Origin of the sequence: Enteractinococcus helveticum, assembly GCF_020742345.1 — a bacterium.
Classification (GTDB): Bacteria; Actinomycetota; Actinomycetes; order Actinomycetales; family Micrococcaceae; genus Yaniella; species Yaniella helvetica_A.
The window spans coordinates 1-8,747 of the sequence record NZ_DYXC01000116.1; the positions used below are offsets into that span (position 1 = coordinate 1).

Here is an 8,747-nt window from a genome sequence, read left to right on the forward strand (position 1 = left end):
CTGCGGCACCAACTGACGGCCAATCGCTCCGGTAGCACCTGCTAATAAGACCCTCATAACCTGGACCCCCTTGTCACGGTCTCCTCATTTTACGCGCGTGCACACCGTGGTCTCAAGGCTCATAGGTGGCACCACAGCGCCAGGAGCTGTTGATCATTCGGTGCCAGACGGCGGCTCAAGGTCACCGTGCCTGGATTATGCAAGGCTCAGGCCAACAGCCCAGCGATTACACCGAATATTTTGTTCACCGAAGCCGCGAAACCATCCCCGAGAGCCGGCGATTTTGGACTGCCATTCGGCACCATGGTTTTCGGTTGTAGCGGTCTTTAACATCGTTGACGTCGCCGACCACACAGCAATACTATAAAAGTAGTATTTGAGGCTTAAGAGGCTCACCATGGCCATTCCACAGGGTAAATCCATCCATCCGGCTGACACGCATGCCTGGTCTCCCCCACTGCCCGAGGCTGCCGGATTCAAACATTTCATCGTTGAAACGCCCGGGTTACATACGCATGTGGCAGTCATTGGAGAAGGCCACCCGGTCATCATGTTGCACGGATTCCCGCAGCACTGGTGGCAGTGGCGCAAGATTGCACCGATCATCGCAGCACAGGGATTTCAAGTCTTCTGCCCTGACCTGCGAGGCGCAGGGTGGACGATTGCCGATGACCCATATATTGAACGTCAAACCCGCATGCGCGATCTATTGGGCCTGTTCAACGCACTGGGCATGAGCTCCGCACATCTCATCTCACATGACATGGGCGCCATAAGTGCAATACAACTCAGTTACGAATACCCCACCCGCGTACGTTCAGCAATACAATTAGCTGTGTTCCCGGCATTCACGAAATTCCACCTCAAACTCGCCCCGGCATTCCAACACTTACCCGGCTTGATTTGGCACCGTCCGGGGGCTTCCCTTCGGGAGATGTTCTCGGCCCGATACATGGCCCACCCCGTCTCAGATGACATCGCAGCCGCCTACCTGGCGCCACTGCAGCGCCCGCAAATCGATGCCGCCGTGAGACCGTTGACTCGTAAAATGATCATCCCCGAAGCGTTGCGCATCCTCCGCGGCACGTACCGTCGCCGTCGGCTCACCGTGCCAACGCTAGTTGTCTACGGCAGACAGGATCACCCCACCACCGAAACACTCATAAAAACCATTTGCCCAAATCCAGACCGCTACGCCGACCACGTTGAATTCGCCTACCTCGACGACGCCGCGCATTTCATAACCGACGATGCTCCACAGGCCGTGGCAGACCTTGCGGTGGACTGGCTGGGCATATCAACCGGGCAGCCAGAAGTAGCCTGAGACGACAGCCTATTCGACGAACCCCACCAGTTGGTGTGCTAATTGCTCAACGATCGCCACAAAGACTGGTGTTGTTTCGTGAGCCGAGCCATGAAAGTGTCCGCCGAGTTCCAAATTGATAAACCCGTGTACGCTCGACCAGGCCCACATCATCGCCGTCGCCACGCCCGCGGTCCCCGGGCCGGAGGCATAATGTTCCTCGAGCATGGCACGCAGGGGCTGCAACGCTGCCTCGGCGGCATCGACTGACTGCCCGGCTTGCAGGTTTGGCTCTAATTGTCCATAAAGCGCCAGCACCGGATCGTTGACACGTCGCGCTGGATCAACGGTGTCACTGGGCGCGGCATAACCGGCAATGGGCACCCCATAGATCAACGCCCAATCATAAGGATGCTCCAGCGCCCAGGATCGCAGCGTGGTCGCCCACGTGCTGAACTGCACCATCGGGTCAGCCTTAGCCTGCGAACACGCCTTGGTTAGCGTGTCAGCAAGGGTCGTGAAACTGTCCAGAATGAGTCGTGTGATCAGTTCATCGCGACTGGCAACGTACCGGTAGATCGCCGATGAGACCACACCCAGCTCGCGCGCAATTGCTCGCAAGGACAGCTGCGCTGGGCCAATAGTGGTGAGTTGTTTTCGGGCGGCAGCCAAAATGCGTCGCTGCATCTCGGCATGGGCAATGGCTCGTGCCGTGCGTTCCGGTTTGGGTTCTGCGTCAGTCATGGTTCCATTATGAACAACAAAGATCGTCGGTCACAATTATGAGCACCGCTCTTGAATCTCATGCTTTGCGGTGCCATACTGAAGTTTGAGAGCAGCGCTCTCCGTTGGTTTTCAAGGAGTTCCCATGACGATTCCTACCCCATCAGCTGCCACCAAACACGTCGTCATTGGTGCCGGCCCCGCAGGGCGGGCAACCGCCAAATACCTACAAGCACAAGGTCATCACGTCAGCTTGGTAAGCCGCTCAGGAACCGGGCCCGAGGTCGCTGGAGTTCATCGCATTCCACTGGATGCCACCGACAGCAACGCTCTGACCGATGTGGTTAACGGTGCCGCGGCCATGTATAACTGCATGAATCCCACCGCTTACACCCGGTGGGCACAAGAATGGCCACCCCTGCACCGCTCCCTGCTGCACGCCGCCCAAACCACCGGCGCAGTACTGGTCACCCTTTCGAATCTCTATATGTACGGGCCAATGCGCCAGCACGCGCTCATTACTCCTCACAGCACCGAGCAGCCACAGGATGCCAAAGGCGAGATCCGTGGCCGAATGGATCGCGAAACCCTCCACGCCCACCAACGCGGCGCACTGCGGGCGGTCATCGTGCGCGCATCAGACTTCATCGGGCCTGAACTTGGCGATAATGGTCACGCAACACGAAATATCCCGACCATTGCTGCCGGTCGCACCGTTCGCGTCATCGGCAGCGCAGACCAACCACACTCGTGGACCAATATTGACGACGTCGCAGCAACCCTGGCCACCGTGGCTGCACGCGACGACGCCCACGGGCGTATCTGGTTTGCACCCACCAACCCACCGGTGACCCAGCGAGAACTCACCGGTGATCTTGCCCGCGCGCTGAACCGGCCGACACCCAAAGTTTCCGCTGTGCCACAACGCATGTTGAAACTATTAGCCTTAGCCAGCCCAATGCTGCGCGAGCTACACTCGATTTCCTATCAGTTCACCAACCCCTGGGTCATCGACTCCTCGGCAACCACCCGCACCCTCGGTCTGCACCCCACGGACTGGGAGACGATCATCCAGCAGGCCGCCCACGGCAATCTGCCACAATCTTCCTAAGCGTTACTCTCAGGTGATTCTGCTATATGTGGGTGGGTGCTACTTGAGATATGGGACCGTGCCACCAGCGTCCAACCGCCCCTGCCACAATGGTGGGTGTTGATCATTGGTGCCATCGCGCTCGTAGTGACCTGGTCGCCGCTGGGCTACCGAGCCGTCCGGCACTTAGCTACCCTGCTCCACGAGGCCGGCCACGCGATCACTGCTGTGCTCGTCGGGCGCAAACTGCGTGGCATCCGGTTGCACTCGGATACTTCCGGTCTGACGCTTTCGCGTGGCAAACCCACCGGCCCCGGCATGATCGCCACGCTGCTGGCCGGCTACCCCGCCCCCGCCGTCGTCGGTCTGGCCGGAGCCTGGTTACTTGGTCGGGGCTTCGCAGCCGGAACCCTGTGGGCATTAGTTTTACTGTGCGCGGTGATGTTGCTGTTTATCCGCAATTTCTACGGGCTGTGGGTGGTCCTGGTTACCGGTGTCGGCGTTGGCGCCCTGAGCTGGCTTGCCACTGGCACCGTGATTTCCATTGCCGCCTATCTGATGGTCTGGGGACTGTTATTCATCGCACCGCGCGCCGTGGTAGATCTCCAACGCAGCCGACGACGCAAGCGCGGCCGAAGCAATAGTGACGCCGACCAGCTGGCACGCCTCACCCGAATGCCAGCTGGCTTGTGGGTTGGCATCTTCTGGTTACTGACCGCCGCGTGCTTGGCAGCCGGTGGCTGGTTGTTGATGACCACCGGCTAAGCAGCGCAAAACAGCGTGATCGAAGAGCCGTCGCGACAGTGTTATCAGAGCCGGCGGAATACCAGCAGGGCATCTGCGATCAAATCGTGCGGGTAGCGATCCCAACAGATCTCGGTGATGCCAACCAGGCTGAGATGTTCCGCGAGCACTCGTGCACAATCTGCGATTAATTGCGTGATCTTTCCACGGTGGTGAATATCGGCTACGTTCCACACAACATAACCACCGGGAGCAATAAGCTCTGTGCTCTGAGCTGCTACCCGCCCTAACTCACACAAATAACGCTTGTAGTCCCCGTCGTTCTGCTCATATCCCGTCAACGGGTCGGCCGGGTGGTGTTCGACCGTCATATAGGGCGGTGAAGTCAACATCAGGTTGATGCTCGCACCAGACCATTCCGGTGCTGCATTGCGAAGGGTTTTCAACAGCTGGCGTGCATCACCTTGCAGAATTCGAGCGCTCGGCACCCGGTCCTTCAGGTAGGCCACCCGGTTCGGCAACAGCTCTATGCCAACGGCTTGACGGTCCAGGGCCACAGCGCGGGCCAAGGTGGTGCCAAACCCGGCAAATGGGTCAAGGATGACGTCGCCCGGTGTGGTGCACCGTTCAATAATGTGATCCACAATGGCCGGAAGCATGTGCACGTCCTCATCGGCGCCAAGGGGACGCTCAGCAATGAATGTATCGTGTGATGCGAACAGTTCCGGGTCCAGCGGAGAAACGTTTGATCCGCCACCGTTTGAGGCAGCGTGAATGTGCGTCATGTTGTGCAGTCTAGTCGGCGTCAAGCGTTAGGAGGGCGCGAAGAACTGCCCACAATTCGGTGGATTCCGGGTTTTAGATTAAATGACAACGGCACCTGACTTAGCGTAACGCCTTGTCAGGTGCCGTTTTGTTGTGGGCCCTGCGGGGATCGAACCCGCGACCTGCGGATTAAAAGTCCGATGCTCTACCAACTGAGCTAAAGGCCCACGGTCCGTTTAGGACCGATAAACGATTGTAGCCTATTTTATTCTGGAACAAAAATCTGTTTGGCCAACTTGGCCCCGCACCTCATCCTGGCCAGCACTTTTCGACTCCACCCCTGGGCAGAAGACGCAGCTAACGCTTCCGGGCACAAGCTCTCGCAGCGCGAACACGATCGCCACAGCGCGTGGAACACCACCTGCGAGGCGCATGCGTTCGGAGATAGAATCTATCGCACGGGGTCGCCTCACACTGAGCCAATAGCGCGCCGTCTTCAGCCGCTAACAATATTGCAGCGTCATCGCTAAGAACCGCCATGGCATGTTCTACTAACTGCGTCACATGATGGCTCGCCTCGACAGTCGCGCTGATGAACTAGCGCTTCGTTGTGTCCAGAGTGATAACACCTTGGACGTAGGGAAAGCCTAAGATCTGATCGGGTTGGGCGGGCTGATTTCGCGGGGCAAACCAATCTGTCCAGCACAACCCGGTCATCGCCATGATTGCGGCTCCTGCCGCCAGCAGCAGTCCGCCAAGACCTACTACGAGATTGTCAACAAGCGCCGAGGCACCAAATGCGGTCATAAAGATCGCAACAACCCCGTAGATGATCCGCTGCCACCGATTGGCGGTACAGGCAACAGTGACATAACGGGAGGACCTACGGCTAACTAACATACTCCCCACTGTATATTGATCTTCCTGAAACGGCACCTATTGGCCTTGGGATTCCTCCGACTTCGAAATCGCCCCGAAAATCACACGCTTGGCTGTCATTAACGGGGGCATGTGCCCTAGGCTGTCCTGGGAATGTGTCGAGTACTTCAAGGAGAACGTTTGAGCATTCAGCGGGGTAGTTCTGCCGGTATTCAATATCACCGGCCGAAATTGATGCCCATCGAGAATTTTGAACATCGTCCAGGTGGTCTTGATCCGGCCGATGTATTTTCCGCTGCCCAAACGATTGCCGCCAAACTCGTTGCGACCGGCCAAGACCCAGACGCCGATGAAGCGACTGTCCAGTGGCTGGTCGATCTGGTCAACGACGTCGGACTCGATACGATGGCACGCTTGTGGGCTGATGCGCCTGCCGTGACATTTGGTGGGGCCCTGTGGCGGCTCTATGCACTCCAACAGGCCACCCAGCGTGCTGGCGACCGGTGGGCCGCCTGGTATCGAGCCGGTCATGACGCCTACGCTTCGCGAGTCATCGCAGGTGCAACCGAACCACCACAAGCCAAAGACCTGCACACCCTGATCACCAAAATCTTGACCGGCGTATATGCCGGAGATTTTGCCATCGCATTGGAACGCGGCGGCGCCTACGCCCGAGTCATCGCCTCCGGCCAGCACCACCACGCCGTACAACTCGAAGATCACAACCCGGCAGCAGCTGCAGCATTGGAACACCGTTCGGTCAAATTGCAACGTACCGCTACCGAACTGGAACTGTGTGCCACCGCCTGGCGTCAGGGCCGCCTCGAGACGGAAACCGCCGAGCGACGTCCAACGAAATAACTCGCGGCAACGTTAACGTTCGATGTGTAAAGTAACCAATCATGAAGCTGTCTGTAACGCGTCTATTTTCTGCTGATGAATCCGGCGCGACCCACGTTCGAATGCTCGCCAAACTCTTAGTGGAATCCGTTGATCTGGTGACGCAAATGTTCGGGGCGTCTCCAGAAACGGGAACCGCGCTGGACGCCCAGCTTGATAACCTCAACGCGCAGGCCTCAAAAACCCAGACCACGATGCTTACCGCACTGCGCAGCACCTATTTGACCCCGCTGCCTCGCGAAGACCTCTACCTGCTTGGCACTTGGATTAATCGCGCCGTCGAAGCAGTAGCCATTACCGGCACCATTATCCACGCTACCCGCCAGTACCGGCTTCCGGCTCGTGCCGGTGATGTGCTGGAGATTCTGACTCGACAAACAGATCTGGTGTTGGACACGACCAACCAGCTGAACTCTCCGGACGAGTTGGAAAGTACCTGGATGCATCTGGAGCGGCTCACCCACCAAGCACAACGCGCCCTGGTGACTTGGCGGCTGACTGACGCCGATGAACTGTTAGCACGACATTATTACCGCCAACAAGAAGTTGCCCGCTCCCTAGAGGCTACCTTTTTGACCCTGCGAGAATTCTCGACCCAATTAGGACGAATCCTGGTGCGTGATTCCTAAGTGGGAACTGTCATCCTGCTTGCGGCAGTCTTTGTGTTAACCGCAGCATTTAGCTTCGTTGTGGCCGGACGGGATACCCCGAACGCCGTAGCACTACCCATCGCTGCTGGGGCGCTCACCCCAATGACGGCGTTGTGGATGACGGCGGTCATGCGGATGGTCGGAGCCATCATGGGGGTCAGTACCATCCAGTTTTTTGCAGCAGAATTTATCGAACTCGTTCCCTTGGATGACAGCGGTTTGACGATTGCGACGGTGGGGGTGGCGATTGCACTGGCCTGGGCCATCTACACTTGGTGGAAAGGCGTTGCCGTATCCTCATCCCATGCATTAACGGCTTCCATTACCGGTGGTGCCCTGGCCGTATCACTGTTTTCTACTAACCACTTGGTCCTGGCAGACCTCTCCCCCGTTGCTATGGCTATCGGAATTTCGTTGGTAGCTTCACCCATCTTGGCGGTTCTTGTGGCCTGGGTCTTGGCGATTCCGGTCACCTGGTTCTGTAAGGACACCGCACCCCACCGGGTTGGATACGGTTCCCGTGGCTCCCTGGCCATCACGGCAGCCGCCAACGCTCTGGGGCATGGCGTGCAATACGGTCAGCGCATTTACATCGTGTTATTGATGGCAATAGCCGCCGCCGAGGCGAACACTATCCCCCTGTGGATGGTGGCCTCAGGCATAGTGATACTGCTGGGGTTGGGAACGTTTATCAACGCTTGGCGAGTCAACTACACACTGACCCGCCGGATCAGCGTGCTTGATCCTCTGCACTCGGCCATCGCATCAAGTACCTCAGCGATACTGCTGCTTGTGGGATCATTCATGCTGCACGTGCCACTGTCGTCTTCCTTGACCACGGTCGCATCGATTACCGGCGCCGGCACAGCCCAAAATAGCGGCTCAGTACGTTGGGCGCAGGTATTGCGGTTGATGATGTATTTCATCACAACAGTAATAATTTGCGCCGTCGCAGGCTTTGCCATATTAGGTTCAATACTGTTACTGATCTGAATACCGCTAGAGTTCAGTATGCTTCAGATAAGCACGCCGTCGTGATTGTGGTGGTGCTGTAGGAATAACGAGGTCCATTTCGACTAAACGTCTTAGTACCGGGCGCAGTGAGCTTACTGTCCTTTCGAGTTCTTCCGCTATCTCGCGGATTGTTTTCTGTTCAGTCGTGCTCATCATGTCATAGACGTCTTGCTCAACTTGGTTCAATGCCAAGCCGCTTGGTTTGGACGGTTAATTGTCTTGAAACTGCGGTGTGATCTCAAAAGGGCCGTCACCCCGGCCTATGACAAGGTCATCTGCCATCAGGTTGCCTAATATTTTCCGAACGTCATCGGAATCATAGCCCAGTACTTCGCTGAGTTCTTGAACGGTAGCTCGTTCCCTACGCCATAACAGCGCCAGAATGAGGCTTTCTCGAAGATGTCGATTCACGCTACCAGGGAGTCCATCAAGTGCGTCGTCACTGCCTTGCAGGCGCAGACGATTAATTGTTTCCGCGAGCTTCTCTTCGCTCACCAGACCTTCACTCAGTGATGACTACCACCCCGAAGTCGTCAGTTTGCCACACTGATCGCCTCAGTTTCGACAGTGAGGAGGTCAATTTATAGAGTGACGACGCCAGTTTATACAGTGAGGACGTCACTTTGTTCAGTGACAGCGTCAGTTTATACACTGAGGCCATCACTTTATACAGTGAGGA

At 57.2% G+C, this 8,747-nt stretch carries 12 protein-coding genes and 1 tRNA gene; 6 read left to right on the top strand and 7 right to left on the bottom strand.

What is annotated here, in order from left to right; all coding sequences use genetic code 11:
* Positions 1-397: 397 nt before the first annotated feature.
* Positions 398-1,324, top strand: a complete 927-nt coding sequence (locus K8V32_RS10250) for an alpha/beta fold hydrolase (protein WP_303906804.1) — start codon at positions 398-400, stop codon at positions 1,322-1,324.
* A 9-nt stretch (positions 1,325-1,333) separates the two neighbouring features.
* Here the strand turns inward: K8V32_RS10250 and K8V32_RS10255 are convergent, their stop codons facing one another.
* Positions 1,334-2,047: a TetR/AcrR family transcriptional regulator gene (locus K8V32_RS10255; protein ID WP_303906807.1), complete on the bottom strand. Its 714-nt coding sequence runs from the start codon at positions 2,045-2,047 to the stop codon at positions 1,334-1,336.
* A gap of 124 nt (positions 2,048-2,171) precedes the next feature.
* Here K8V32_RS10255 and K8V32_RS10260 point away from each other — a divergent pair, with 124 nt between their 5' ends.
* Positions 2,172-3,137 (top strand): NAD-dependent epimerase/dehydratase family protein, encoded by a 966-nt coding sequence (locus K8V32_RS10260; RefSeq protein ID WP_303906809.1) that lies wholly within the window; start codon positions 2,172-2,174, stop codon positions 3,135-3,137.
* Between the two features lie 36 nt (positions 3,138-3,173).
* Positions 3,174-3,881 carry a M50 family metallopeptidase gene (locus K8V32_RS10265; RefSeq protein WP_303906812.1) on the top strand — a complete coding sequence of 236 codons (708 nt, stop codon included), beginning with the start codon at positions 3,174-3,176 and terminating at the stop codon, positions 3,879-3,881.
* Between the two features lie 44 nt (positions 3,882-3,925).
* Here K8V32_RS10265 and K8V32_RS10270 read toward each other — a convergent pair whose 3' ends face one another.
* The 4 genes from K8V32_RS10270 to K8V32_RS10285 all read right to left on the bottom strand — a co-directional run bounded on the left by K8V32_RS10270 (position 3,926) and on the right by K8V32_RS10285 (position 5,525).
* The gene (locus K8V32_RS10270) at positions 3,926-4,645 is read right to left on the bottom strand and encodes a DNA methyltransferase (RefSeq protein ID WP_303906815.1); all 720 of its coding nucleotides are present in this window, start codon (positions 4,643-4,645) and stop codon (positions 3,926-3,928) included.
* Positions 4,646-4,779: 134 nt separating this feature from the next.
* Positions 4,780-4,852, bottom strand: a tRNA-Lys gene (locus K8V32_RS10275).
* Between the two features lie 130 nt (positions 4,853-4,982).
* Positions 4,983-5,165 (bottom strand): CGNR zinc finger domain-containing protein, encoded by a 183-nt coding sequence (locus tag K8V32_RS10280; protein WP_303906833.1) that lies wholly within the window; start codon positions 5,163-5,165, stop codon positions 4,983-4,985.
* Between the two features lie 57 nt (positions 5,166-5,222).
* Complete coding sequence (locus K8V32_RS10285; protein WP_303906818.1) at positions 5,223-5,525, bottom strand: hypothetical protein; 303 nt, start codon at positions 5,523-5,525, stop codon at positions 5,223-5,225.
* A 159-nt stretch (positions 5,526-5,684) separates the two neighbouring features.
* Between K8V32_RS10285 and K8V32_RS10290 the strand changes: the two genes are divergently transcribed.
* The 3 genes from K8V32_RS10290 to K8V32_RS10300 are packed head-to-tail and all read left to right on the top strand — an operon-like array spanning position 5,685 to position 8,047.
* Complete coding sequence (locus K8V32_RS10290; RefSeq protein WP_303906821.1) at positions 5,685-6,365, top strand: hypothetical protein; 681 nt, start codon at positions 5,685-5,687, stop codon at positions 6,363-6,365.
* Positions 6,366-6,406: 41 nt separating this feature from the next.
* Positions 6,407-7,033 (top strand): hypothetical protein, encoded by a 627-nt coding sequence (locus K8V32_RS10295; RefSeq protein ID WP_303906823.1) that lies wholly within the window; start codon positions 6,407-6,409, stop codon positions 7,031-7,033.
* Positions 7,034-8,047: an inorganic phosphate transporter gene (locus tag K8V32_RS10300; protein WP_303906826.1), complete on the top strand. Its 1,014-nt coding sequence runs from the start codon at positions 7,034-7,036 to the stop codon at positions 8,045-8,047. It abuts the gene before it with no gap.
* A 6-nt stretch (positions 8,048-8,053) separates the two neighbouring features.
* On the opposite strand, the gene K8V32_RS14640 is transcribed toward K8V32_RS10300, so the two are convergent.
* Positions 8,054-8,260, bottom strand: coding sequence for a helix-turn-helix domain-containing protein (locus tag K8V32_RS14640; RefSeq protein WP_369681061.1), 207 nt, complete (start codon positions 8,258-8,260; stop codon positions 8,054-8,056).
* An 18-nt stretch (positions 8,261-8,278) separates the two neighbouring features.
* A complete protein-coding gene (locus K8V32_RS10305) occupies positions 8,279-8,563 on the bottom strand; it encodes a hypothetical protein (RefSeq protein WP_303906829.1) in 285 nt (94 codons plus the stop codon).
* Positions 8,564-8,747 lie beyond the last annotated feature (184 nt).